A 25009-nucleotide genomic window follows, 5' to 3' on the forward strand; every position below is an offset into this window, starting at 1 on the left:
CTTCCACACCACCTCATCCCCCACCTTGGCCCCCAGCAACGCCCGCCCCAGTGGCGAGCCCCAATTAATCAATCCTTTGGCCGCATCGGCCTGGTCTTCACCCACTAACTGCACTCGCTGTTCGTGATCCTGTTCATCGACAAAGGTCACCCAGTGCCCGATTCGCACTTGTTCGGACGAAGTCGGCGCAACGACCTGGGCGCTTTGCAGGCGCTGCTTGAAATAGCGCAGATCCCGTTCAAGGTCGGCGATCCGCTGCTTGTCCGCCAGATCCCCTTGGATCGCCTGCTGGCTGTGCAAGGCCTGCAACTCAGCGACCCGGGCCTGGAGCTGGACAAGCCCGGTGGGTGTGACGTAGTTGGGTTGCGCACTGATCTGGCGTTCGACCGGTTGATCGGCCTGGGCGGCGGCGTTGTCTTCGTTGACGAAAGCGCGACTCATAGGGTTCTCCTCTGTTGGAGTTTGGGCCATGGTCGCAAGGTTTTGGTTTCGACGAATGTCTCTGAGCGACTCACTGCGAGCGATAAGCCCGGGCGGCGTCGCGATCTTTTTCCTGTTGCCAGGCACGTTCGCGGTCGTCCCAGTGGCGTTCGCGATAGGCGTCACGTTCTTCACTCTCGCGCATGGCCTGGCATTGGCGAAAGCCGTCGCTCCAGCCCTCGGCGTAGCGCGGGTCCTTGAGATAACGCGGCACGTCCTTCCTGAACTGGCCGGTGATCGCGCCGGCGGCTTGTCGGCCGCTGCTGCAGCCATCGTCGAAACCGTCGGCGAAGGCCGGCGGATAACCTCGGGCGATCAAATCTTCATGGGTGGTTTCACAGCCACCGAGCAACACCAACACACCCAGTACCACCGCCGCGCGCCACATGTTTTGCGTTCCTGCCCGATCCACTCATGACAGAAGTCTAGAAGCGGATTCGTCAGAACGGTGTGAAAGCGCGGTGATTAATCCGTTCGCTCAGTAGTGATACCACTTCACTTCAAGCATTACCTCATTCTCCGGCGAAGCCAGTTGGCTGAATTCGCGCTGGGCACTCAGGCGCAGGCCGAGGTTGCGGGACAATTCCCATTGTTGGTTCAGGCTCAGGCTGCGGCGCACTTCGCCGTTGAAGAAATAATCGCCCTTGGCTTCCAGGCTCAGGTTGCCCAGCGGGTTTTTCCACAGCACCCCGCTGTTGAATCCGGCGGCCGGGGCGATGAACTGGGCGAAATCGTTATTGTGCTCGACCCGTACGGTGCCCAGGGCAAAGCCCAACACATCCTCCCCCAACGCCCAAGTGCCGCCGCCACCACCATTGACGTGACTGACCAGCGTTTCATCGTCGTGCTTGCCTGGCACGCGTTCCAAGCCGCCAGTGACTTGCCAGGACAACGGCTGCAACAGCTCGTTGCGTGGGGTCAAGGAGCGAATGGTCGCCAGGTCCAATTGCTGCACTTGCCAATCGTTGCCCTCGTATTGGCGCAGTTTCAATTGGAGGATTTCGATCTGCGCCCCTAGCGGGAAACTCTCTGCGTTGTCATTGAGGTCGTGATAGGCCATGCGCAGGCCATACTCGCCAAACGCCCGGTCACCCCGCGTGCCCAGGCCTGCTTGCCAGGTGCGCGATTCGTGGCCGTCTTCGGGCAGGCCCGGTTGCGCGATGTCCAGTTCCGGCGCGGGGTTCTGGTTGATCGCCCGCAACAGTTCGAAGCTGCGTTGGGCACGCTGGGGATCACGCTCCTGGCCGTTGGCGCGATAACGCTCCAGGCGGTAGGCCGCGTCGATGATCAGCGCCTGGCGATCGCGCGGCAGCGCCTTGAATTCAGGTCGTTGCAGCTGCTGCTGGTCGGCGCTGACCTGCAGTACCCATTGTTGTTCGTCATCGCTGAGCGGTTCGGCGCGGCTGAGCAGCTCTCGTTCGCGGGACGGTCGATACTGGATGCTTTCCACCAGCCCGGCTTCTTTCACTGCCTTGACGGTGTCGGTGGGAATCGCCGTCAGCGGGAACTGTTCGGTCAAGCGCAGGCTGGGGCGCGCGACTTGCAGCAGTTCAAGCAGGCGATAGGAGCAGTTTTCGTCGAAGAAGAAGTAGTCGAACTGGATCTGCTTGAGTTCCCACACATGCTCGACCATGCGTTCGGTTTCCGCCTGGCTCAGGTTGAGGCGGTATTCCCACAGGTCGCGGTTCTCCAGGCTACGGTATTCGGAGAGTTTCTCCTGGTAGGGCACCAGGGCGAACAGGCCGGGATAACCGCCCATCAGACCCTTCCAGGCGTAAAGGATGCTGTTGTCCGAGCCTTCGATGTAGGCGCCGAAGTTGATCGCGTAGCTGAGCAGCGCGGTCTTGTCGCTTTGCACGTCGGCCTGGTCGATACGCAATAAGGTGTGACCGAACATCGAGGACGGGCTGTTCAGGTAGGCAGCGGGGAAGATCATCACCGCGCTGTGGGGCGAAACGTCCTTGAACCACTGGATGTAATCGCTGCAGTTGACCGCAGGCAGGTTCGTCAGGCCGAGCTGCGCCTTCAGCCAGCGGGTGCGCGCCGGGTACACGCATTGGGCGTGTTGCTGGCCAGCGCTGGCCGGGCCGTACAGGGCTTGCAGCGTGGCGGTCAGCTCGCGGTCGGGATGTTCGTTGCCGTCGGGTGCGAGGAAGAATTTCTTGTCGCTGATGTAACTGCGCCAGCCACCGAGCTTGGCGGTTTCGTAGTGACCCAGGGAAATCCAGAAGCGGTCATTGGCCAGTTGCTGCAAACGTTGAGGGTCGACATGAGGCGCGGCGGACAGCGGGGCGCACACACAGAGCGCCAGCCAGGCAAGGCGTTTGAGCATAGTCGGCTACTTGGAAAGTCGAAAAATAAAGACCGGAGGGGCCCCAAAAAGAAAACCCGCTCCCCGAAAGGAGCGAGTGGTGTCGAGCTTAAGCTTGAGTTGCGTACTTGGCCAGGCGAGGGTCGTTTTTCAGCACGGCCAGGGTATTGGTATGCACGTCTTCTGCCGTCACGTCAGCCTTGCTGAAGATCTGCTGGAAGTGCTCGTGGGTCACAGCGGAGAAGTGTGCGCGATCTTCCGGCGCCACACCCAGTACCACGGCGTAGGTGGTCAGCGCTTCGCCCTGACCCTTGGCCATGTCTTCGGACAGCTCGTTCATCATGCCATTCATGGCCAGCCAGGACTTGCCACCGTAGGTCAGCGCTGCGTTGGTCGAGCAGCCGTTGGTGCCGGAGGTCATGCCGAAGGTGGCGTTGCCGGAAGTGCCGTTGGTGGTGGATGCGAGGAAGTGGGCCGGAGTGCCACGCTGACCTTCGAACAGCATGTTGCCCCAACCGCAATCCGGGCCGCCCGGCGCCTGAGCCATGGCGTTGATGGATACAGCGGTGAAGAGAGTACCGAGAAGAATCCGTTTCATAGCTATGTTCTCTTTATGTGCATACCAATGGACAGGGTCTGGCCCCTACAGCAGCCAGTGGGCCGGTTATTGTTCCAGCCGCGCAGTTTGGAGTTTAGGCACGATCCGAGGGTTCCGTGGCATTTTGCAAAAACATTACTGCAAACCCGTTGCTTGCGGGGCTCTGCCCTGGGTTGGTCCCTCGACTATGCTTTGGCCTCAGGCGCTCCTTGCCAGTCAGGTACGGGCAGCGCCAGAATGCCGCTATCTGCCCCGCCTGATGTAAGGAAGCCCGATGCCTGATCCTGTTGCTGCCAGCTTGCGTCTAGCGCCCGAAGCGCTGACCCGTCCGTTTTCCGCTGAACAGTTCAGCTTCTCTACCACCAATGATCTGGAGCCCTTCCGCGGTGTGCTTGGCCAGGAACGTGCGGTCGAAGCATTGCAGTTCGGTGTGGCGATGCCACGCCCCGGCTACAACGTATTTGTCATGGGGGAGCCCGGCACCGGCCGGTTCTCGTTCGTCAAACGCTACCTCAAGGCCGAAGGCAAGCGCATGCAGACCCCGTCGGACTGGGTCTATGTCAATAACTTCGATGAACCCCGCGAGCCGCGCGCCCTGGAGCTGCCGTCGGGCACCGCCGGCACCTTCATTGGCGATATCAATGGCCTGATCGACAACCTGCTGGCGACGTTTCCGGCGGTGTTCGAGCATCCGTCCTATCAACAGAAAAAAAGCGCCATCGACCGCGCCTTCAACCAGCGCTACGACCGTGCCCTCGATGTAATCGAGCGGCTGGCGCTGGAAAAAGATGTCGCGCTGTACCGTGACAGCAGCAACATCGCCTTCACCCCGATGAGCGAGGGCAAGGCCCTGGACGAGGCGGAGTTCGCCCAGTTGCCAGAGGCCGAGCGCGAGCGATTCCATGAGGATATTTCCGGCCTGGAGGAGCGTCTGAACGAAGAACTCGCCAGCCTGCCGCAGTGGAAACGCGAGTCCAACAACCAGTTGCGTCACCTCAACGAAGAAACCATCACCCTGGCCTTGCAACCATTGCTGGCGCCGTTGTCGGAGAAATACGCCGAGAACGCCGCCGTGTGCGGTTATCTGCAAGCCATGCAGGTCTATCTGCTCAAGACCGTGGTCGAGCAGTTGGTGGATGACAGCAAGACCGACGCCGTCGCCCGCAAGCTGCTGGAAGAGCAATACGCGCCGAGCCTGGTCGTCGGCCATCCGGCGAGCGGTGGCGCCCCGGTGGTGTTCGAGCCGCACCCGACCTACGACAACCTGTTTGGCCGAATCGAGTACAGCACCGACCAAGGTGCGCTCTACACCACGTATCGACAGTTGCGTCCGGGTGCCCTGCACCGTGCCAACGGCGGTTTCCTGATCCTCGAAGCGGAAAAAATGCTCGGCGAGCCGTTCGTGTGGGATGCGCTCAAGCGCGCCCTGCAGTCGCGCAAGCTGAAAATGGAATCGCCGCTGGGCGAGCTGGGTCGCTTGGCCACGGTGACCCTGACGCCGCAACACATTCCGTTGCAGGTCAAGGTCGTGATCATCGGCGCGCGCCAGCTCTATTACGCTTTGCAGGACCTGGATTCGGATTTCCAGGAGATGTTTCGCGTGCTGGTGGATTTCGACGAAGACATCCCGATGGGCGACGAGAGCCTGGAGCAGTTTGCCCAGTTGCTCAAGACCCGAACCTCGGAAGAGGGCATGGCACCGCTGACCGCTGATGCGGTGGCGCGCCTGGCCACCTACAGTGCACGCCTGGCCGAGCATCAGGGGCGCTTGTCGGCGCGGATTGGCGATCTGTTCCAGCTGGTCAGCGAGGCGGATTTCATTCGCCAACTGGCCGGTGACGAGATGACCGACGCCGGCCACATCGAACGTGCGCTCAAGGCCAAGGCCACCCGCACCGGGCGCGTTTCGGCGCGAATCCTCGACGACATGCTGGCGGGGATCATTCTCATCGACACCGACGGCGCGGCCGTGGGCAAGTGCAACGGGTTGACGGTGCTGGAAGTGGGCGACTCGGCGTTTGGCGTGCCAGCGCGGATTTCCGCCACGGTGTACCCGGGCGGCAGCGGTATCGTCGACATCGAACGAGAGGTCAACCTAGGCCAGCCGATTCACTCCAAGGGGGTGATGATCCTGACCGGATACCTGGGCAGCCGGTATGCCCAGGAGTTCCCGCTGGCGATTTCAGCCAGTATCGCCCTGGAGCAATCCTACGGTTATGTGGACGGCGACAGTGCGTCCCTTGGGGAGGCTTGCACACTGATCTCGGCCTTGTCGAAGACCCCGTTGAAGCAATGCTTCGCCATCACCGGCTCGATCAACCAGTTCGGTGAAGTGCAGGCGGTGGGCGGGGTCAACGAGAAGATCGAAGGCTTCTTCCGCCTCTGCGAAGCCCGCGGGCTAACGGGCGAGCAAGGGGCGATCATTCCCCAGGCCAACGTCGCGACCCTGATGCTCGACGAGAAAGTGCTGGCGGCCGTGCGCGCCGGGCAGTTCCATGTCTATGCCGTGCGCCAGGCCGACGAAGCCCTGAGCCTGCTGGTGGGCGAGCCCGCTGGCGAACCGGACGAGAACGGCGAGTTCCCGGAGGGCAGCGTCAATGCCCGCGTGGTGGAACGACTCCGGGTCATCGCGGAAATGATCAGCGAAGACGATATCAAGGAAGCGGAAAAGGAAATGGCGCAGCAGGCGCTGGTGGAAGCCAAGCCGGCTTGATGTTCTGATGGCGATCTAATTGTGGGAGCGGGCTTGCTCGCGAAAGCGGATTGTCAGTCGACATTGTCGTTGGCTGACACACCGCTTTCGCGAGCAAGCCCGCTCCCACAGTTCTTGTGGCTTCCTTAAAAAGTGTCACCACTTTGGCGTCAATATTCACACTGTGACCGCTCGGCGTATTCTGGTCTCGAAATCCTTCGGTGCCGGAACTTTTCTCCTATCCTCAGTTCAAGGATAACGAGAGCCATCATTGGATCGAAACAGCCCCTCCCGGGCTGAATACCGGATCTACCGAGGGGCGCCGCCATGTCGCGCAACCTTTGCCTTACTCGTCAATGCCTCGGGCTTGTCACCCGCATCGAATGCGCCGTGCGCCCCCTTGCCGGCGACACCGGCATGTGGACCGTGCTCTTCGCCGCCGGAATGGCCGGTGAGCAACCCTCCGCCATCAAGGCCCAAGGGCCGTTCCCCGGTCCGACAGCCGCTGAAACCATCCTCGATACCATCGTCCAGAGCCTGACGACCCATGGCTATGAGCTGGCGGATGATCCGCAGATCTGGTCCCTGCATATGCAGGCACAACTGCGGGAAATCAACGGAGGCCGTTGTCGCAACGTCGGCGGCTTCGAGTACCGTCCGCTTCAGTGACGCATGCCTGGGCAGTAAAAAATTGACACAAGCGCCGGACCCCGAGGGAGGGGGCGGCGTTTGTGGGGCGGATCGTGGCTGATATACTCGCCGCGTTTTTTCAGCCCTGGTATGAGATTCAATGGAACGCTTTATCGAAAATGCAATGTATGCCTCCCGTTGGCTGCTGGCGCCGATCTACTTCGGGCTGTCCCTGGGCTTGCTGGCCCTGGCGCTGAAATTCTTCCAGGAAGTCTTTCACGTCATTCCCAACGTCTTTTCCATGGCCGAGTCGGACCTGATCCTCGTGCTGTTGTCGCTCATCGACATGGCGCTGGTGGGCGGCCTGCTGGTGATGGTGATGATTTCCGGCTACGAGAACTTCGTCTCGCAACTGGATATCGGCGATGACAAGGAAAAGCTCAACTGGCTGGGCACCATGGACTCGTCTTCGCTGAAGATGAAAGTCGCCGCGTCGATCGTGGCCATTTCCTCGATCCACTTGCTGCGTATCTTCATGGACGCCAAAAACGTCGATCCCGAACACCTGATGTGGTACGTGATCATCCACATGACCTTCGTGGTGTCGGCGTTTGCCATGGGCTACCTGGACAAACTGACCAAGCACTGAGCCATCCTCAGTGCCGACGCAGCGCCCGCCTGTCGAGAAACAGGCGGGCGTTGTCGTTTGGAGGGGAGGGCGCGTGAGCGGTTCGTCCGCGCCATGGCATCTGTGCTAGTCTGCTCGCCCTTTTGGTTCCGGGCGCTCCGGGAGGCGCTGTGGCACACACGGCAACTCTCGAGCCGTCCGCACAGCGGAGCAGCATCATGTCCGAAGTTAACCTGTCCACCGACGAAACCCGCGTCAGCTACGGCATTGGCCGTCAGTTGGGCGACCAACTGCGCGACAACCCGCCACCGGGTGTGAGCCTGGACGCGATCCTGGCTGGCCTGACCGACGCGTTCGCCGGCAAGCCTAGCCGTGTGGGCCAGGACGAGATGTCCGCCAGCTTCAAGGTCATTCGTGAAATCATGCAGGCCGAAGCCGCCGCCAAGGCTGAAGCCGCTGCGGGCGAAGGCCGTGCGTTCCTGGCCGAAAACGCCAAGCGTGAAGGCATCACCACCCTGGCTTCCGGCCTGCAATTCGAAGTGCTGACCCAAGGTGAAGGCGCCAAGCCGACCCGTGAGGATCAAGTGCGCACTCATTACCACGGCACCCTGATCGACGGCACTGTGTTCGACAGCTCCTACGATCGTGGCCAGCCAGCCGAGTTCCCGGTAGGCGGCGTGATCCCAGGCTGGACCGAAGCGCTGCAACTGATGAACGCCGGCAGCAAATGGCGCCTGTACGTGCCGAGCGAGCTGGCCTACGGCGCTCAAGGCGTTGGCAGCATCCCGCCGCACAGCGTGCTGGTGTTTGACGTCGAGCTGCTGGACGTACTGTAAGACCCTGCCCGGTTTTACAGCCGGACAAAAAACTGTGGGGGCGAGCTTGCTGCAAAAGCGGATAGTCAGTCGACATCCTCGTTGCTGACGCACCGCGATCGCGAGCAAGTCGGATTGCCGCACCATCGCTCCCACAGGTTCTCCCACAGGTTATTTATGCTCATCCATGGAACCTGCCGCTGAAATCGCCCGTCGGGCGCAACGCCCTGGCATAGCAGAACAGGAACAGGTTTCGCACCAACTCCTTGAGCACCAGCGGTTCGCTGGAGTTGAGGCTGTTGAGGTCCAGGTCTCCCTGGTCCTGCAGCTCATTCAAGGCTTCTTCTTCAAGTACCGCACAGACTTCCCCGGTTTCCCGATGCAGGATCCTCAGGTAGGGATGTGGGCGGTCCAGCCAGGCATCGATCAAATAAGTCATGGTTCTCATCTCCTTGATGGGTTTGATGAGAATAATTCTTATTCGCTAAATAGCAAGTCTCTATTGGCGTGGCGATTGTTTTTCTGACGATGGGTCGTGATAGCGCGAATTGGCGCGGATTGGCCAAGCTTGCGCAAGATAGGGCTTTAAGCGAGAAGGGGGGAGCCATCCCACGCGGGGCGCGGGATGGGATTACAGCAGGATCAGACTTTTCTGACGAACTCGGATTTCAGCTTCATCGGGCCGATGCCGTCGATCTTGCAGTCGATGTCGTGGTCGCCATCGCACAGGCGGATGTTCTTCACCTTGGTGCCGACTTTGACCACCAGCGATGTGCCCTTGACCTTGAGGTCCTTGATCACGGTGATGGTGTCGCCGTCCTGCAGGACGTTGCCGACCGAATCTTTCTTCACGGTGTCGTCGGAAGGCGCTTCAGCTTCGCCGCTGGCGGACCATTCGTGGGCGCACTCCGGGCAGACCAGCTGGGTGCCGTCTTCGTAGGTGTATTCGGAATTGCATTTAGGGCAGGGAGGCAACGTGCTCACTAGGGTTCCTTGAGTATCAGGAGGGCAAAAGGGCGCACATTGTATAGGGTTTTGTCGCGAAAGAGGGGGGGTACTGCGTTCGGAGAACCTGTGGCGAGGGGATTTATCCCCGCTGGGCTGCGCAGCAGCCCCAAGAGAGCTCAAACCAATCTACCTGGAACACCGGAATGTAGCTTTTAGGGCTGCTTCGCAGCCCAGCGGGGATAAATCCCCTCGCCACAAAAAAGGCCGGTGTGTCAGTGAGTACGGGCGACCGCAAACTCGCTCAGTTCCACCAGTGCATCGCGATACTCGCTGGCCGGCAGCGCATCGAGGCACTTGATCGCGCGGGCGACATAGTCCCGGGCCAGTGTCGCGGTGTATTCCAGCGAGCCGGAGGCTTCGACCGCGGCACGGATACGCTCCAGGTCTTCGATCCCGCCTTTCTGGATCGCCTGGCGCACCAGCGCTGCTTGTTCCGGCGTGCCTTCGCGCATGGTGTAGATCAGCGGCAGGGTCGGCTTGCCTTCGGCCAGGTCGTCACCGACATTCTTGCCCAAGGTCTCGGCATCGCCCTTGTAGTCCAGCAGGTCGTCTACCAGTTGGAACGCAACGCCCAGGTGATCGCCGAAGGTGCGCAGGGCTTCGCTCTGCTCGGCGGTGGCGCCTGCCAGGGCTGCGGCGCTGTGGGTCGAGGCTTCGAAAAGCATCGCGGTCTTGCCGCGAATGACTTCCATGTAGGTTTCTTCGGTGGTGCTGGCATCGCGCACCTTGGACAGCTGCAGCACTTCGCCCTCGGCGATGATGCGCGTGGCCTGGGACAGGATCTTCATCACCGGCATCGAACCCAGCTCGACCATCATTTCGAACGAGCGCGAGTACAGGAAGTCGCCCACCAGCACGCTTGGGGCGTTGCCCCACATGGCGTTGGCGGTCGAGCGGCCACGGCGCATGCCGGACATGTCGACGACGTCGTCATGCAGCAGCGTCGCGGTGTGCAGGAACTCGATGGTGGCGGCCAGCAGGCGCATGTCGTCGCCTTCGCGACCCAGGGCCTTGCCGCACAGCAGCACCAATAAAGGACGCAGGCGCTTACCGCCAGCCGAAGTGATGTAGTCGCCGATTTTCGATACCAGCGGCACGCGGGAAGTCAGCTGCTTCTTGATGATACCGTCGACGGCACTAAAATCGTCCGCCACTGCGCGGTAGAAAGCTTGGGGTTGCATCAGCGACAGGCGCTCCAGAAGGGTTGCGCGGCATGCTAGGACCCACGTCCTGGCCTGTCAAGGCGCATGCTTCTGCAGTGCGGGGCGGCTACTTGCAAGGCTCGGTCAGCTTGCGTACAATCGCGCACCCTGAACTTCCTGGGCAGCACCTGCCTTACGCAATTGCATCCGGGCCTTCCAGCCCATGCAGCCATGCCAGCCAATACCTCTTCTTATAAAGCGCTGGGTGAGCAGGATTATCGGAGAAATACCATGTCGTACGCAGTAATTGTTACTGGTGGCAAGCAATACAAGGTCGCCCCAGGTGAATACCTGAAGATCGAAAAACTGGAAATCGCTACCGGCGAATCCGTGACTTTTGATCGCGTTCTGTTGGTCGCCAATGGCGATGACGTGAATATCGGCGCTCCAGTCGTTGCTGGCGCTACCGTTGTGGCTGAAGTGATCTCCCAAGGTCGTCACGATAAAGTCCGCATCATCAAGTTCCGTCGCCGTAAGCACCACATGAAGCGTATGGGCCACCGCCAGTGGTACACCGAGATCAAAATCACCGGTATTCAGGCTTAATTTCAGCCTAATTCCTCACTAGGAGAATTGAACTCATGGCACACAAAAAAGCTGGTGGTAGTACCCGTAACGGTCGCGACTCAGAAGCCAAACGCCTTGGCGTGAAGATGTATGGCGGCCAGGCTATCAAAGCGGGCAACATCATCGTGCGTCAGCGCGGCACCCAATTCCACGCTGGCTACGGCGTTGGCATGGGTAAGGATCACACCCTCTTCGCTAAAGTCGAAGGCGTGATCAAGTTCGAAGTAAAAGGCGCCTTCGGTCGTCGTTACGTAAGCGTTATCGCAGCTTAATTGCGAGACCGCTGGAAAAGCCCTGTCTTGCGACGGGGCTTTTTCGTTTGTGGGGTGAGTCTCTTGCAAAACTGTTTGTATGGGCTGTCGGCGCTGCTGTTGGGCGTTTTTTGAGGTCGCTGCGCTCATTTTTGCAAGAGTCTTATGTCTTGTTTTTTTCGGCTCGTCCGTACGGCGAGAGGCGTGTGTCATGAAGTTTGTTGATGAAGTATCGATTCGAGTAAAGGCTGGCGACGGCGGCAATGGCTGCATGAGTTTCCGTCGGGAAAAATTCATTGAAAATGGTGGTCCGAACGGTGGTGACGGGGGTGATGGCGGCTCGATCTACATGCTCGCCGACGAAAACCTCAACACCCTGGTGGACTACCGTTACACCCGGCACTTCGATGCCGAGCGCGGCTCCAACGGCGGCAGCACCGACTGCACCGGCAAGAAAGGTGAAGACCTGATCCTGCGCGTGCCGGTTGGCACCACGGTGATCGACTCCGCCACCCAGGAAGTCATCGGCGACCTGACCAAGGCCGGTCAGCGTCTGCTGGTCGCCCATGGCGGTTGGCACGGCCTGGGCAACACCCGTTTCAAATCCAGCACCAACCGTGCGCCGCGCCAGACTACGCCAGGCAAGCCCGGCGAGCAGCGCGACCTGAAGCTGGAAATGAAGGTGTTGGCCGACGTGGGCCTGCTGGGCTTGCCGAACGCCGGTAAAAGTACCTTCATCCGTTCGGTCTCTGCAGCCAAGCCGAAAGTCGCCGATTACCCGTTCACGACCCTGGTGCCGAACCTGGGTGTGGTCAGCGTTGACCGCTGGAAGAGCTTCGTGATCGCCGACATCCCGGGGTTGATCGAAGGGGCTTCCGAAGGTGCGGGCCTGGGGATTCGCTTCCTCAAGCATTTGTCTCGTACCCGCCTGTTGCTGCACCTCGTCGACATGGCGCCGCTGGATGAAACCAGTGCTGCCGATGCTGCCGAAGTCATCGTCAACGAGCTGACCAAGTTCAGCCCGGCCCTGGCCGAGCGCGACCGTTGGCTGGTGCTGAACAAGTGCGACCAGATCCTCGAAGAAGAGCACGAGGAGCGGGTCAAGGAAATCGTTGATCGCCTGGAGTGGGAAGGTCCGGTCTATGTGATCTCGGCCATTGCCAAGGAAAACACCGAGCGCCTGTGCCACGACATCATGCGTTACCTGGAAGATCGCGCCGACCGCCTGGCCAACGACCCGGCCTACAAGGAAGAGCTGGCAGAGCTCGACCAGCGCATCGAAGACGAGGCTCGCGCGCAGTTGCAGGCGCTGGACGACCAGCGTGCGTTGCGCCGCAGTGGCGTCAAGTCGGTCCATGACATCGGCGACGACGATTGGGACGAAGAAGATGTGGATGACGAGGACGGTCCGGAAATTATCTACGTCCGCGACTGATGCTACTCAGTTGAAACCAAGGCCTGTGGGAGCGAGCTTGCTCGCGATAGCGGTGTGACAGCCGGTATCAATATTGCTGACCCCTGCAATCGCGAGCAAGTCGGATTGCCGCACCATCGCTCCCACAGGTTCAAGTGTTTCGGTGCGGTGTTATCATCGTAACCAGCCGGTTTCCAAGGCGCCGCTCAATCGAGCGGCGTTTTGGTATCTGTAGAACGCAAATACGAATAATCCCATGGGCGGCGCTGGGTCGCGCCGTTCGCTGGCAAAGGTTGAAGAAAATGCGGAGCAAGGTGACGGGTGCGCAGCGCTGGGTCGTGAAGATCGGCAGTGCACTGCTGACAGCGGATGGCAAAGGCCTGGATCGCCAGGCAATGGCGGTGTGGGTCGAGCAGATGGTGGCCTTGCATGAGGCTGGCGTCGAACTGGTATTGGTCTCGTCCGGGGCCGTGGCCGCCGGTATGAGTCGCCTGGGCTGGACGTCGCGACCCAGCGCGATGCATGAGCTGCAGGCTGCTGCCGCCATCGGCCAGATGGGCCTGGTCCAAGCCTGGGAGTCGAGCTTTGCCGAGCATGGCCGCCACACGGCGCAGATCCTGCTGACCCATGACGACCTGTCCGACCGCAAGCGCTACCTCAATGCCCGCAGTACGTTGCGAGCGCTGGTGGAGCTGAAAGTCATCCCGGTGATCAACGAGAACGACACCGTAGTCACCGACGAGATCCGTTTTGGTGACAACGACACCCTGGCTGCATTGGTGGCGAACCTGGTGGAGGCGGACCTGCTGGTGATTCTCACGGACCGCGACGGCATGTTCGATGCCGATCCGCGCAACAACCCTGACGCCAGGCTGATCTACGAAGCCCGTGCCGACGACCCGGCGCTGGATGCGGTTGCCGGTGGTACGGGCGGGGCGCTGGGGCGCGGTGGCATGCAGACCAAGCTGCGCGCTGCGCGTCTGGCGGCCCGTTCCGGTGCTCATACCATCATTGTCGGCGGGCGCTTGGAGCGGGTGCTGGATCGCCTGAAGTCAGGCGAGCGCATCGGCACCTTGCTCTCGCCAGAGCGCGGCATGCTGGCGGCGCGCAAGCAATGGCTGGCTGGGCATCTGCAAACCCGTGGCACGTTGGTGCTGGACGCGGGTGCCGTGTCGGCCTTGTCCCAAGGCAACAAAAGCCTGCTGCCGGTAGGTGTGAAGCTCGTCCAGGGCAGTTTCCGCCGCGGTGAAATGGTCGTGTGCGTGGCGCCGGACGGTCGCGAGATCGCCCGTGGCCTGGCTAACTACAGCGCGCTGGAGGCGCAGAAAATCATCGGTCAGTCGTCTGATGCGATTGTCGGCTTGTTGGGTTACATGGCGGAGCCCGAGCTGGTTCACCGTGACAACCTGATCCTCGTCTAAGGAAAAATCATGGGTTTGGCAAAAGGATTGATCGGCTTGCTGTTGGCAGTGCCGCTGCTGGCTTCGGCCGAAGAAATCGGTCAGGTCTCGACCGTGTTCAAGTTTGTCGGGCCGAACGATCGGATCGTGGTCGAGGCGTTCGACGACCCTAAGGTCGATGGCGTGACCTGCTACCTGTCGCGAGCCAAGACTGGGGGTGTAAAAGGCGGCCTGGGCCTGGCCGAGGATCGCGCCGAGGCGTCCATCGCCTGTCGCCAGGTTGGGCCCATCAGCTTCAAGGGTGAGCTCAAGGATGGCGAGGAGGTGTTCCGCGAGCGCACTTCGCTGGTGTTCAAGACCATGCAAGTGGTGCGGTTCCTCGACAAGAAGCGCAATACCCTGGTTTACCTGGTCTACAGCGACCGGGTGATCGAGGGCAGTCCGCAAAATGCGGTGACCGCTATTCCGATCTTGCCTTGGGCTCGGGCTCAATAACCTGCACTAAATGCCCTTGTGTGGGAGCGATGGTGCGGCAATCCGACCTGCTCGCGAATACGGTGTGTCAGCTGGCATCAATGTCACTGGCAGATCGCATTCGCGAGCAGGCTCGCTCCCACAGTTTTAATTTGAGGTGCGGCTGGTAAATCCCAGGCAATAAAAAACCGACCCTGAGGTCGGTTTTTTAATGAGCGCGTCGCTTAGGCAGCAGCGGCAACGTTCAAGGCCTTTACGTGGCCATTCAGGCGGCTCTTATGGCGAGCAGCCTTGTTCTTGTGGATGATGCCTTTATCGGCCATGCGGTCGATAACTGGCACAGCCAGAACGTAAGCAGCTTGTGCTTTTTCAGCGTCTTTTGCGTCGATGGCCTTGACTACGTTCTTGATGTAGGTACGGACCATGGAACGCAGGCTGGCGTTGTGGCTGCGACGCTTCTCAGCCTGTTTTGCACGTTTTTTGGCGGAAGGTGTGTTGGCCACCGTCGAGCTCCTCGAAAGACTTTTTAGGAAATAGCAAACAAAATAGGCCGCGAATCATGCCGATGAGTTGAGGTCTTGTCAAGGGCGGGTGACACGTTCCGCTGAATGGCAGGTGCGGCGCACCGAATGATTTCTTTCCGGCGTGCGACCTGTAAACTCGCGGGCTTTGGCGCTGTGCTGTTTAGCGGCGCGGAGTATCGCACAAGTGGGCGCATTGTTCGCCTGCTGTTTATCGACAGGCAAAAACTCTTTTCATGAACCTGCTCAAATCGTTGGCTGCCGTCAGCTCTATCACGATGCTTTCCCGCATCCTGGGATTCGTTCGCGATACGTTGATCGCCCGGATATTCGGTGCCGGAATGGCCACCGACGCCTTCTTCATTGCGTTCAAGTTGCCCAACCTGTTGCGGCGGATCTTCGCCGAAGGGGCGTTTTCCCAGGCCTTCGTGCCGATCCTGGCGGAATATAAAAGCCAGAAGGGCGACGAAGCGACCCGTACCTTCATTGCCTACGTCACCGGTCTGCTGACGCTGGTGCTGGCCTTGGTCACGGCCGCCGGCATGCTCGCCGCGCCCTGGGTGATCTGGGCCACTGCACCAGGTTTCACCGACACGCCGGAAAAATTCCAGCTCACCTCTGACCTGTTGCGGGTGACCTTTCCTTATATATTGCTGATTTCCCTGTCGTCCCTGGCCGGCGCGATCCTCAACACCTGGAACCGTTTCTCCGTGCCGGCCTTCGTGCCGACGCTGCTCAACGTCAGCATGATCATCTTCGCGGTGTTCCTGACGCCGTACTTCGATCCGCCGGTGATGGCGCTGGGTTGGGCGGTGTTGGCGGGCGGCCTGGCGCAGTTGCTCTACCAACTGCCGCACCTGAAGAAGATCGGCATGCTGGTGCTGCCGCGGCTGAACTTGCGCGACAGCGGCGTGTGGCGGGTCATGAAGCAGATGCTGCCGGCCATCCTCGGCGTCTCGGTGAGCCAGATTTCCCTGATCATCAACACCATTTTTGCCTCGTTCCTGGTGGCGGGCTCGGTGTCGTGGATGTACTACGCCGACCGCTTGATGGAATTGCCATCCGGCGTGCTGGGCGTGGCGCTGGGCACGATCCTGCTGCCGACCCTGGCCAAGACCTACGCCAGCCAGGATCGCCATGAGTATTCGCGGATCCTCGATTGGGGCCTACGCCTGTGTTTCGTACTGGTCCTGCCTTGTGCCCTGGCGCTGGGGATCCTGGCCGAGCCGCTGACGGTTTCGCTGTTCCAGTACGGTCAATTCAATGCATTCGATGCCCTGATGACCCAACGGGCGCTGATCGCCTACTCGGTGGGGCTGCTCGGGATCATCGTGATCAAAGTCCTCGCGCCGGGCTTCTACGCCCAGCAGAACATCCGTACGCCGGTGAAAATCGCCATCTTTACCCTGTGCATGACCCAACTGTTCAACCTGCTGCTCATCGGTCCGCTGGCCCACGCCGGCCTGGCCCTGGCGATCAGCGCGGGTGCCTGTCTCAACGCCGGGCTGCTGTTCTATCAACTGCGCAAGCAGAAGATGTATCAACCGATGCCGGGCTGGGGCAAGTTCGGGCTCAAGTTGCTGGTCGCCGTGGCGGTGATGTCGGCGGTGCTGCTGGTCGGGATGCATTTCATGCCGGCTTGGGGCGAAGGCGTGATGCTCGAGCGTTTCCTGCGCCTGGGTGTGCTGGTCGTGGCGGGCGTGGTGGCGTATTTCGGCATGTTGCTGTTGATGGGCTTCCGTTTGCGCGACTTCAATCGCAAGGCCTTGAGCTGACAGGTTGCCCCTGATAATCCAGGGGCGGGCGGCGGTTTTGTCGGTTCGATCACTTTGGGTTACGGTGTTGCCTGTCACCGACCGCCGGGTGTGGTTATAATCGGCCACTTTATGAGCAAGAAGCGCGTTATGCAGCTGGTTCGAGGCCTCCACAACCTGCGTCCCCGGCATCGGGGCTGTGTCGCCACTATTGGCAACTTTGACGGTGTTCACCGTGGCCACCAGGCTATCCTGGCGCGGCTGCGCGAGCGTGCGCTGGAATTGGGCCTGCCCAGTTGCGTGGTGATCTTCGAGCCGCAGCCCCGGGAGTTTTTCGCCCCGGACACCGCTCCGGCCCGTCTGGCCCGGTTGCGGGACAAACTGCAATTGCTCGCGGCCGAAGGCGTCGACCGGGTCCTGTGCCTGGCTTTCAACCAGCGCCTGAGCCAGCTCAGTGCCGCCGAATTCGTCGATACCATCCTGGTGGATGGCCTCGACGTGAAGCATCTGGAAGTCGGTGACGATTTCCGTTTCGGTTGCGACCGGGCAGGCGATTTCGATTACCTGCAACAGACCGGCGTCGCCCGGGGCTTCACCGTCGAAGCGGCGCAGACCGTCGAGATGGATGGTTTGCGCGTCAGCAGCACCCAGGTCCGCAACGCCCTGGCGGCTGCCGACTTCGCATTGGCCGAGCGCTTGCTCGGTCGGCCGTACCGGATTGCCGGGCGGATCCTGCACGGGCAGAAGCTGGCGCGCCAATTGGGCACGCCAACGGCCAACGTGCAACTCAAGCGCCGTCGCGTGCCGTTGACCGGGGTGTTCCTGGTGAGTGTCGACATCGACGGCAAGACCTGGCCCGGCGTCGCCAACATTGGCGTTCGTCCTACGGTGCAGGGGGATGGCAAGGCCCATCTCGAAGTACACATTCTGGATTTTGCCGGCGATCTGTATGACCGGCGTTTGACGGTGGTTTTCCACCAGAAGCTGCGTGAAGAGCAGCGTTTTGCCTCTCTGGAGGCGCTCAAGACGGCGATCCATGCAGATATCGCCGCCGCCCGTGCCCTTGTCGCAACCAGCGCCAATCGCTAATGAAGAGCCTTAAATGACCGACTATAAAGCCACGCTAAACCTTCCGGACACCGCCTTCCCAATGAAGGCCGGCCTGCCTCAGCGCGAACCACAGATTCTGCAGCGTTGGGACAGCATTGGCCTGTACGGAAAGTTGCGCGAGATTGGCAAGGATCGTCCGAAGTTCGTCCTGCACGACGGCCCTCCGTACGCCAACGGCACCATCCACATCGGTCACGCGCTGAACAAGATTCTCAAGGACATGATCATCCGCTCCAAGACCCTGTCGGGTTTTGACGCGCCGTATGTCCCGGGCTGGGACTGCCATGGCCTGCCGATCGAACACAAGGTCGAAGTGACCCACGGCAAGAACCTGGGCGCGGACAAGACCCGCGAGCTGTGCCGTGCCTACGCCACCGAGCAGATCGAAGGGCAGAAGTCCGAATTCATCCGCCTCGGCGTGCTGGGCGACTTCGCCAACCCATACAAGACCATGGACTTCAAGAACGAAGCCGGCGAAATCCGTGCCCTGGCGAAAATCGTCGAGGGCGGCTTCGTGTTCAAGGGCCTCAAGCCGGTAAACTGGTGCTTCGATTGCGGTTCGGCCCTGGCCGAGGCGGAAGTCGAGTACGAGAACAAGAAGTCCTCGACCATCGACGTCGCGTTCCCGATCGCCGATGAAGACAAGCTCGCCGCGGCTTTCGGCCTGGGCAAGCTGGCCAAGCCGGCCTCGATCGTGATCTGGACCACCACCCCGTGGACCATCCCGGCCAACCAGGCGCTGAACGTCCACCCGGAATTCAACTACGCCCTGGTCGATGTCGGCGACAAGCTTCTGGTGCTGGCCGAAGAGCTGGTCGAATCCTGCCTGGCCCGCTACAACCTCGACGGTTCGGTGATCGCCACCGCCCCGGGTTCGGCGCTGGAGCTGATCAATTTCCGCCATCCGTTCTATGACCGCCTGTCGCCGGTGTACCTGGCCGATTACGTGGAACTGGGCGCAGGCACCGGCGTGGTTCACTCCGCGCCGGCCTATGGCGTCGACGACTTCGTGACCTGCAAGAAATACGGCATGGTCAATGACGACATCCTCAACCCGGTGCAGAGCAATGGCGTATACGCGCCGTCGCTGGAGTTCTTTGGCGGCCAGTTCATCTGGAAAGCCAACCCGGCCATCGTCGACAAGCTGACCGAAGTCGGTGCGTTGCTGCACACCACCGTCATCGAACACAGCTACATGCACTGCTGGCGCCACAAGACCCCGCTGATCTACCGCGCCACCGCGCAGTGGTTCATCGGCATGGACAAGCAGCCCACCAGCGGCGACACCCTGCGCCAGCGTTCGCTCAAGGCCATCGAAGAAACCCAGTTCGTGCCGGCCTGGGGCCAGGCGCGCCTGCACTCGATGATCGCCAACCGTCCGGATTGGTGCATCTCCCGCCAGCGTAACTGGGGCGTGCCGATCCCGTTCTTCTTGAACAAGGAAAGCGGTGAGTTGCACCCGCGCACCGTCGAACTGATGGAAATCGTGGCCAAGCGCGTCGAAGCCGAAGGCATCGAAGCCTGGTTCAAGCTCGATGCCGCCGAGCTGCTGGGCGACGAAGCACCGCTGTACGACAAGATCAGCGACACCCTGGACGTCTGGTTCGACTCCGGCACCACCCATTGGCACGTACTGCGCGGTTCGCACCCGATGGGTCATGAGACCGGCCCGCGCGCCGACCTGTACCTGGAAGGTTCGGACCAGCATCGTGGCTGGTTCCACTCGTCCTTGCTGACCGGTTGCGCCATCGATAACCACGCGCCGTACCGCGAGCTGCTGACCCACGGCTTCACCGTCGACGAGTCCGGCCGCAAGATGTCCAAGTCCTTGAAAAACGTGATCGAGCCGAAAAAGATCAACGACACCCTCGGCGCCGACATCATGCGTCTGTGGGTTGCTTCGACCGATTACTCGGGCGAGATCGCCGTGTCGGATCAAATCCTGACCCGCAGTGCAGACGCTTATCGGCGCATCCGTAACACCGCGCGTTTCCTGCTTTCCAACCTGACCGGCTTCAACCCGGCCACCGACCTGCTGCCGGCCGAAGACATGCTTGCGCTGGACCGCTGGGCCGTGGACCGTACCCTGTTGCTGCAACGCGAATTGCAGGAACACTACGGTGAGTACCGTTTCTGGAACGTGTATTCCAAGATCCACAACTTCTGCGTCCAGGAGTTGGGTGGTTTCTACCTCGACATCATCAAGGATCGCCAGTACACCACCGGCGCCAACAGCAAGGCCCGTCGTTCCTGCCAGACTGCGCTGTTCCACATCAGCGAGGCGCTGGTGCGCTGGATCGCGCCGATCCTGGCGTTCACTGCCGATGAGCTGTGGGAATACCTGCCGGGCGAGCGCAACGAATCGGTAATGCTCAACACCTGGTACGAAGGCCTGACCGAGCTGCCGCAAGGCTTCGAGCTGGACCGTGCGTATTGGGATCGCGTGATGGCGGTCAAGGCTGCGGTCAACAAGGAAATGGAGATCCAGCGGGCGGCCAAGGCCGTCGGCGGCAACCTGCAAGCCGAAGTGACCCTCTATGCCGAAGATGCCTTGAGCGCCGACCTGGCCAAGCTGGGCAACGAACTGCGCTTCGTGCTGATCACCTCCACCGCCAGCGTTGCACCTTTCGTGCAGGCGCCGGCCGATGCGGTGATCACTGAAGTCAGCGGCCTGAAGCTGAAGATCGTCAAGTCGAACCACACCAAGTGCGCCCGTTGCTGGCACTGCCGTGAAGACGTCGGCGTGAACCCGGAGCATCCGGAAATCTGCGGTCGTTGCGTCGACAACATCAGCGGTAGCGGCGAGGTTCGCCACTATGCCTAATGCAGCGGGCCGTTTCGGTCGGTTGGGCTGGCTCTGGTTGAGCTTGCTGGTGCTGGTCATCGACCAGGCCAGCAAGTACTACTTCGAGAACGCGTTGACCATGTACCAGCAGATCGTGGTCATTCCCGACTACTTCAGTTGGACCCTGGCCTACAACACTGGCGCGGCGTTCAGCTTCCTGGCCGACAGTTCGGGCTGGCAGCGCTGGCTGTTCGCGCTGATTGCCGTGGTGGTCAGTGCCGTGCTGGTGGTCTGGCTCAAGCGCCTGGGGCGTGACGAAACCTGGCTGGCCGTGGCGCTGGCGCTGGTCCTCGGCGGCGCGTTGGGCAACCTCTATGATCGGATTGCCTTGGGCCATGTGATCGATTTCATCCTGGTGCATTGGCAGAACCGCTGGTATTTCCCGGCGTTCAACTTTGCCGACAGCGCCATCAGCGTGGGCGCCGTGATGCTCGCCCTGGATATGTTCAAGAGCAAGAAAACCGGAGAAGCCGTCCATGACTGAGCAGCGTATCGCTCAAAACACCGAAGTGAAGCTTCACTTCGCCCTGCACCTGGAAAACGGCGACACCGTTGACAGCACCTTCGACAAGGCTCCGGCGGTGTTCAAGGTCGGCGACGGCAACCTGCTGCCCGGTTTCGAAGCGGCAATCTTCGGTTTCAAGGCCGGCGACAAGCGAACCGTGGTCGTTCCGCCGGAAAATGCCTTTGGTCAGCCCAACCCGCAAAACGTGCAGACCATGCCACGCTCGCAATTCCAGGACATGGAACTGTCGGAGGGCTTGCTGGTGATCTTCAATGACGCGGCCAATACCGAATTGCCGGGTGTGGTTAAGGCATTTGACGATGCCCAGGTGACCGTTGATTTCAATCATCCACTGGCGGGCAAGACCTTGAATTTCGAAGTGGAAATTCTTGAGGTCAAGGCGGTTTAGGATTTAACAGGCAGTTCCTGCTGCCACCCGATTCACTGTGGGAGCGAGCTTGCTCGCGATGGCGTCGGATCAGTCAATATTGACGTTGGCTGATATACCGCCATCGCGAGCAAGCTCGCTCCCACACTGGATTGCATTGATTCAATCTCTTGCGCGCAAGACACGAGGCACAGCATGCAAATCAAACTCGCCAACCCCCGTGGCTTCTGCGCCGGCGTGGACCGGGCGATCGAAATCGTCAACCGCGCCCTGGAAGTGTTCGGGCCGCCGATCTACGTGCGCCATGAAGTGGTGCACAACAAGTTCGTCGTCGAGGACCTGCGCAGCCGCGGGGCTATTTTCGTCGAGGAACTGGACCAGGTGCCGGACGACGTCATCGTGATCTTCAGTGCCCACGGTGTTTCCCAGGCGGTGCGTACCGAAGCCGCCGGCCGTGGCCTGAAAGTGTTCGACGCCACCTGCCCGCTGGTCACCAAGGTCCATATCGAAGTCGCGCGCTACAGCCGTGACGGCCGCGAATGCATCCTGATCGGCCACGAAGGTCATCCGGAAGTCGAAGGCACCATGGGCCAGTACGACGCCAGCAACGGCGGCGCAATCTACTTGGTCGAGGACGAGGAAGACGTGGCGGCCCTGCAGGTGCGCAACCCGGAGAAGCTCGCCTTCGTCACCCAGACCACCCTGTCCATGGATGACACCAGCCGGGTCATCGATGCCTTGCGTTCGCGCTTCCCTGCCATTGGCGGACCGCGCAAGGACGACATCTGCTACGCGACCCAGAACCGTCAGGACGCGGTCAAGCAACTGGCCGACGAATGCGACGTGGTCCTGGTCGTCGGCAGCCCGAACAGCTCCAATTCCAACCGTCTGCGTGAGCTGGCCGAGCGCATGTCCACCCCGGCCTACCTGATCGACGGCGCCGAAGACATGCAGCGCAGCTGGTTCGACGGCGTCGAGCGGATCGGCATTACCGCCGGTGCCTCCGCCCCGGAAGTCCTGGTGCGCGGCGTGATCCAGCAATTGCAGGCCTGGGGTGCAACCGGGGCTGACGAGTTGGCCGGTCGCGAGGAAAACATCACGTTTTCGATGCCGAAGGAACTGCGCGTCCGCTCCCTGCTTTGAGTCCTTTTGCACACAAGGCCTGCTCGGCCTCGATACTTTCCAGGCGGACGCGGCCGGACGGCGCCAATATCACTTGGTGATGGCTGATCGGTCCGCGTTTGGCGCACACATGCAGCGTGCCGGCCTGGAATGAGCCATTGGAATGCAGGGCCTCTCCCTGGCTGCCGAACCTGATCCTGCGCTTGACCGTCGAGTTGCCAACTACCCGAGCGCTGCTCCTGCGCTCTTTCAGCAAGGCCTTCTCCTTGTCGTCCAGCGTGATCCGCCAGCCGTTGCTCCAATCGTTGTCTATTGCGTGTATCAACACCCGGCGATTACGCGTGATGGCTTCACTGCGGGCGCTGCGCAATCCGCTGAGCAGTAGCTGCGCAGTGTCCTCGCGTTCGATGGATTCGATCAGTTGGGTGTAGCTTGTACTGGCCAACGGCAGAACAATTGCGGCAATTGCCAGTCCGATGAGCAGTTCGATCAGGCTGAAGCCCTGTTGATCCATGACGTCTCCTCCCTGGAGTACGAAAACGACGCGATCCTGGCGTCCTGATTGAAACAACCACCCACACGGCGGTGGTTTGTTCTAGCGTGTAATGGCAGGTATAGCCGACGGCAACGGAGGGCATCGATGGATCTTCGTACAAAAGGTTTCACGCTGATCGAGGTGCTGGTGGCCCTTGGCGTGCTGCTGCTGCTGATTACCATGGCGGTGCCGTCGTTCACCGGTTCGCTGCAAAGCACCAAGGCCGATACCGAAATCGGTGACCTGCAGCGGGCCTTGAATTTCGCCCGAATGGAAGCGATCAACCGTGGCATCACCACGCGCGTTCGCCCGACCACGCAGGGTGGTGCCTGGAACGGCGAATTGATCGTGTATGACAACACTGGCAATCCGCCCAGCCCGAATGTATTGCGGGTTGTTCCAGCGATGGGCAGCGGCGCGACTCTGACGCTAACCTCAGAGGTGACCAGTATCGATTTCAACAACCTCGGCGGATTATCGGGCCTGGCCGTGCCGGTGAGCTTCAATTACGTAAGGGGGGCGCAAAGCAGGACGCTGAATGTTTGCCTCAATGGACGAATCGTATTGAATGGAAATTGCGGATGAAGGGTTGCAGTAAAAAGGCGCAGGAGGGCATGACGCTGATCGAAGTGCTGGTGGCAGTGCTGATCCTCGGGGTGGGCTTGCTGGGCGCGGCGATGATCCAGCTCAATGCGCTCAAATACACCGACAGCTCGCGCATGACCAGCCAGGCCAGTTTCATTGCCTATGACCTGCTGGACCGCATCCGCGCCAATTCTGGCGCCGACTACACCATCGCTCCACCCGGCTCACCCAATCTCAACGTGGCCCGGGACCAGGACTTGTACGACTTCAAGACCAACATCGTTGCCTTCGGCGGCGCCACCGCCACGGGCACTGTGGCACTGAACCAGCGCGTCTACACCATCACCATTTCCTGGGACGATGCCCGGGCCGCCAACACGACCAACGCGGCCGAGGCGCGGCGCAGCTTCGTGCTGACCAGCCGTGTCGCCGTCGATCCGGTGGCGGCGACGCCATGAACGGACGCAGCCGCGGCTTCGGCCTGATCGAATTGATGATCGCGCTGGTCATCAGCCTCATCGTGGTGTTGGGCGTCGTGCAGGTTTTCATCGAGGCGAAGAACACCTACGTCAGCCAGAACGCTGCCGCCGTCATGCAGGAGGACGCACGGTTTGCCTTGAGCAAGATGGTTCAGGAGATTCGCATGGTCGGCATGTTCGGTTGCCTGGCGACCGTCATCGATGCTTCCACGGATAACAGTTTCGCGGCCAGCCAGATCACGCCGATCCGCTGGGACAACGCGAACCGCAGGTTGACCCTGGTGACGGCGGACATTGGCAGTGGCGGTAACGCACCGACCTGGACCGTGGTCTCCGATTGCCGCACCTCGGCAACGGCCTATTCCAACGCCCGTGCGCCCGCGACGGGTCAGTTGGCCTTCCCGATTCGCCGACTGATCTACGGCTTCAACAACAATCAGCTACTGCTGGGCACAGGCCCCGGCACTCCGACCATGGCGGTGCTGGTGGACAATGTACGGGCATTCAACGTGACATTCGGCATGGCCGGCAGTGCGACGGACACCGCTGCCACCAGCTACAGCGCCAACCCGAGCGACCCGGCGCTGATCCGCAGCGTACGCCTGACCCTGACGCTGTTCGATCCGCGGAACACCGTGCGCGACCAGACCTTCAATGTGGTCGCCGCTTTGCGGAACCGGCTGCTATGAAGGGGC

27 protein-coding genes are annotated in these 25009 nt (G+C 60.9%); 18 read left to right on the forward strand and 9 right to left on the reverse strand.

Annotation, left to right across the window (positions count from 1 at the left end):
• The 4 genes from Q7C33_RS24375 to Q7C33_RS24390 all read right to left on the reverse strand — a co-directional run.
• Positions 1-441: GreA/GreB family elongation factor (locus Q7C33_RS24375; RefSeq protein WP_407684286.1), on the reverse strand; the 441-nt coding region annotated here is incomplete at its 3' end.
• Between the two features lie 70 nt (positions 442-511).
• Positions 512-868, reverse strand: a complete 357-nt coding sequence (locus tag Q7C33_RS24380; RefSeq protein WP_407684287.1) for a hypothetical protein — start codon at positions 866-868, stop codon at positions 512-514.
• A 90-nt stretch (positions 869-958) separates the two neighbouring features.
• Positions 959-2812 carry an Lnb N-terminal periplasmic domain-containing protein gene (locus Q7C33_RS24385; protein WP_407684288.1) on the reverse strand — a complete coding sequence of 618 codons (1854 nt, stop codon included), beginning with the start codon at positions 2810-2812 and terminating at the stop codon, positions 959-961.
• Positions 2813-2900: 88 nt separating this feature from the next.
• On the reverse strand, positions 2901-3389 hold the full coding sequence (locus Q7C33_RS24390; protein WP_030140293.1) for a DUF3015 domain-containing protein: 489 nt from the start codon (positions 3387-3389) through the stop codon (positions 2901-2903).
• 274 nt (positions 3390-3663) lie between these two features.
• On the opposite strand from Q7C33_RS24390, the gene Q7C33_RS24395 reads away from it, so the two are divergent.
• The 4 genes from Q7C33_RS24395 to Q7C33_RS24410 all read left to right on the forward strand — a co-directional run bounded on the left by Q7C33_RS24395 (position 3664) and on the right by Q7C33_RS24410 (position 8175).
• Entirely contained in the window at positions 3664-6102 is a 2439-nt protein-coding gene (locus Q7C33_RS24395; RefSeq protein ID WP_202334965.1) for a Lon protease family protein, read from the forward strand.
• Between the two features lie 306 nt (positions 6103-6408).
• The gene (locus Q7C33_RS24400) at positions 6409-6750 is read left to right on the forward strand and encodes a PA4575 family protein (RefSeq protein WP_030140291.1); all 342 of its coding nucleotides are present in this window, start codon (positions 6409-6411) and stop codon (positions 6748-6750) included.
• Positions 6751-6871: 121 nt separating this feature from the next.
• A complete protein-coding gene (locus Q7C33_RS24405) occupies positions 6872-7360 on the forward strand; it encodes a TIGR00645 family protein (protein WP_003205748.1) in 489 nt (162 codons plus the stop codon).
• Between the two features lie 197 nt (positions 7361-7557).
• A complete protein-coding gene (locus Q7C33_RS24410; RefSeq protein WP_003205746.1) occupies positions 7558-8175 on the forward strand; it encodes an FKBP-type peptidyl-prolyl cis-trans isomerase in 618 nt (205 codons plus the stop codon).
• Between the two features lie 160 nt (positions 8176-8335).
• On the opposite strand, the gene Q7C33_RS24415 is transcribed toward Q7C33_RS24410, so the two are convergent.
• The 3 genes from Q7C33_RS24415 to Q7C33_RS24425 all read right to left on the reverse strand — a co-directional run bounded on the left by Q7C33_RS24415 (position 8336) and on the right by Q7C33_RS24425 (position 10343).
• Positions 8336-8593, reverse strand: coding sequence for a PA4570 family protein (locus tag Q7C33_RS24415; RefSeq protein WP_003205743.1), 258 nt, complete (start codon positions 8591-8593; stop codon positions 8336-8338).
• A 203-nt stretch (positions 8594-8796) separates the two neighbouring features.
• A complete protein-coding gene (locus tag Q7C33_RS24420; protein WP_030140290.1) occupies positions 8797-9138 on the reverse strand; it encodes a zinc ribbon domain-containing protein YjdM in 342 nt (113 codons plus the stop codon).
• A 236-nt stretch (positions 9139-9374) separates the two neighbouring features.
• Entirely contained in the window at positions 9375-10343 is a 969-nt protein-coding gene (locus tag Q7C33_RS24425) for a polyprenyl synthetase family protein (RefSeq protein ID WP_030140289.1), read from the reverse strand.
• 252 nt (positions 10344-10595) lie between these two features.
• Between Q7C33_RS24425 and rplU the strand changes: the two genes are divergently transcribed.
• The 5 genes from rplU (at position 10596) to Q7C33_RS24450 (ending at position 14491) form a co-directional block, all read left to right on the forward strand.
• Positions 10596-10910 carry a 50S ribosomal protein L21 gene (gene rplU / locus Q7C33_RS24430; protein WP_003176051.1) on the forward strand — a complete coding sequence of 105 codons (315 nt, stop codon included), beginning with the start codon at positions 10596-10598 and terminating at the stop codon, positions 10908-10910.
• Positions 10911-10945: 35 nt separating this feature from the next.
• Positions 10946-11203 carry a 50S ribosomal protein L27 gene (rpmA, locus tag Q7C33_RS24435; RefSeq protein WP_003205738.1) on the forward strand — a complete coding sequence of 86 codons (258 nt, stop codon included), beginning with the start codon at positions 10946-10948 and terminating at the stop codon, positions 11201-11203.
• 190 nt (positions 11204-11393) lie between these two features.
• Positions 11394-12617, forward strand: coding sequence for an Obg family GTPase CgtA (gene cgtA, locus Q7C33_RS24440; RefSeq protein WP_039593902.1), 1224 nt, complete (start codon positions 11394-11396; stop codon positions 12615-12617).
• 281 nt (positions 12618-12898) lie between these two features.
• The gene (proB, locus tag Q7C33_RS24445; RefSeq protein ID WP_198798113.1) at positions 12899-14017 is read left to right on the forward strand and encodes a glutamate 5-kinase; all 1119 of its coding nucleotides are present in this window, start codon (positions 12899-12901) and stop codon (positions 14015-14017) included.
• Positions 14018-14026: 9 nt separating this feature from the next.
• On the forward strand, positions 14027-14491 hold the full coding sequence (locus Q7C33_RS24450) for a CreA family protein (RefSeq protein WP_030140286.1): 465 nt from the start codon (positions 14027-14029) through the stop codon (positions 14489-14491).
• Between the two features lie 203 nt (positions 14492-14694).
• Here the strand turns inward: Q7C33_RS24450 and rpsT are convergent, their stop codons facing one another.
• Positions 14695-14973, reverse strand: a complete 279-nt coding sequence (gene rpsT, locus Q7C33_RS24455; protein WP_003185593.1) for a 30S ribosomal protein S20 — start codon at positions 14971-14973, stop codon at positions 14695-14697.
• A 254-nt stretch (positions 14974-15227) separates the two neighbouring features.
• Here rpsT and murJ point away from each other — a divergent pair, with 254 nt between their 5' ends.
• The 6 genes from murJ to ispH all read left to right on the forward strand — a co-directional run bounded on the left by murJ (position 15228) and on the right by ispH (position 22736).
• Entirely contained in the window at positions 15228-16766 is a 1539-nt protein-coding gene (gene murJ, locus Q7C33_RS24460) for a murein biosynthesis integral membrane protein MurJ (RefSeq protein ID WP_030140285.1), read from the forward strand.
• 129 nt (positions 16767-16895) lie between these two features.
• Entirely contained in the window at positions 16896-17834 is a 939-nt protein-coding gene (gene ribF / locus Q7C33_RS24465) for a bifunctional riboflavin kinase/FAD synthetase (protein WP_198798115.1), read from the forward strand.
• A 13-nt stretch (positions 17835-17847) separates the two neighbouring features.
• A complete protein-coding gene (ileS, locus tag Q7C33_RS24470; RefSeq protein WP_258648301.1) occupies positions 17848-20679 on the forward strand; it encodes an isoleucine--tRNA ligase in 2832 nt (943 codons plus the stop codon).
• Positions 20672-21184, forward strand: coding sequence for a signal peptidase II (lspA, locus tag Q7C33_RS24475; protein WP_198798117.1), 513 nt, complete (start codon positions 20672-20674; stop codon positions 21182-21184). Before ileS ends, lspA begins: the two co-directional genes overlap by 8 nt.
• Positions 21177-21614: an FKBP-type peptidyl-prolyl cis-trans isomerase gene (fkpB, locus tag Q7C33_RS24480; RefSeq protein ID WP_030140281.1), complete on the forward strand. Its 438-nt coding sequence runs from the start codon at positions 21177-21179 to the stop codon at positions 21612-21614. The genes lspA and fkpB overlap by 8 nt, the downstream gene beginning before the upstream one ends.
• Before the next feature lie 174 nt (positions 21615-21788).
• Positions 21789-22736, forward strand: a complete 948-nt coding sequence (gene ispH, locus Q7C33_RS24485) for a 4-hydroxy-3-methylbut-2-enyl diphosphate reductase (protein ID WP_030140280.1) — start codon at positions 21789-21791, stop codon at positions 22734-22736.
• Here the strand turns inward: ispH and Q7C33_RS24490 are convergent.
• A complete protein-coding gene (locus Q7C33_RS24490) occupies positions 22690-23229 on the reverse strand; it encodes a GspH/FimT family pseudopilin (RefSeq protein WP_407684289.1) in 540 nt (179 codons plus the stop codon). The two genes, ispH and Q7C33_RS24490, sit on opposite strands and share 47 nt — an antisense overlap.
• Positions 23230-23355: 126 nt before the next feature.
• On the opposite strand from Q7C33_RS24490, the gene Q7C33_RS24495 reads away from it, so the two are divergent.
• The 3 genes from Q7C33_RS24495 to Q7C33_RS24505 are packed head-to-tail and all read left to right on the forward strand — an operon-like array spanning position 23356 to position 25003.
• A complete protein-coding gene (locus tag Q7C33_RS24495; RefSeq protein ID WP_407684290.1) occupies positions 23356-23835 on the forward strand; it encodes a GspH/FimT family pseudopilin in 480 nt (159 codons plus the stop codon).
• Positions 23832-24293 (forward strand): type IV pilus modification protein PilV, encoded by a 462-nt coding sequence (gene pilV / locus Q7C33_RS24500; RefSeq protein ID WP_217860371.1) that lies wholly within the window; start codon positions 23832-23834, stop codon positions 24291-24293. Before Q7C33_RS24495 ends, pilV begins: the two co-directional genes overlap by 4 nt.
• Positions 24290-25003: a PilW family protein gene (locus Q7C33_RS24505; RefSeq protein WP_407684291.1), complete on the forward strand. Its 714-nt coding sequence runs from the start codon at positions 24290-24292 to the stop codon at positions 25001-25003. Before pilV ends, Q7C33_RS24505 begins: the two co-directional genes overlap by 4 nt.
• Positions 25004-25009: the final 6 nt, after the last annotated feature.

This window comes from Pseudomonas sp. BP11-1-1 (assembly GCF_052112105.1).
GTDB classification, from domain to species: Bacteria; Pseudomonadota; Gammaproteobacteria; order Pseudomonadales; family Pseudomonadaceae; genus Aquipseudomonas; species Aquipseudomonas alvandae.